1 rRNA gene and 1 other annotated feature are annotated in these 277 nt (G+C 54.5%); the gene reads right to left on the bottom strand.

The features are described from left to right. Positions 1-8: 8 nt before the first annotated feature. Positions 9-92, bottom strand: a sequence feature (5S ribosomal RNA rRNA prediction is too short). An 81-nt stretch (positions 93-173) separates the two neighbouring features. Then, positions 174-277, bottom strand: a 23S ribosomal RNA gene (locus BEN49_RS28690); the annotation flags it as partial.

The raw sequence follows: 277 nt of genomic DNA, 5'->3' as shown, positions 1-277 counted from the left end.
CCCACCGGTGAAGGCAGTACCATAGGCGCACCGGGGCTTAACGGCTCTGTTCGGAATGGGAAGAGGTGAACACCCGGGCTAAAGCCACCATTGCTGGCGTCGCTTGTCGTGTTCAATGACAAGCAGCAAAACCGTTGACATAAGGGTAAAGAAAAAGAAGTAAAATTCCGGGACAAGTGAAGCCCTCGGGCCATTAGTACGGCTCGGCTGTTCCATTTCTGGTTTTTCACCTGCCGCCTATCCACGTGGTCGTCTCCCACGGCCCTTCCAATTGGGA

Origin of the sequence: Hymenobacter coccineus (assembly GCF_001816125.1) — a bacterium.
Lineage (GTDB): Bacteria > Bacteroidota > Bacteroidia > Cytophagales > Hymenobacteraceae > Hymenobacter > Hymenobacter coccineus.
This window is presented reverse-complemented; position numbering and strand designations above follow the sequence as displayed.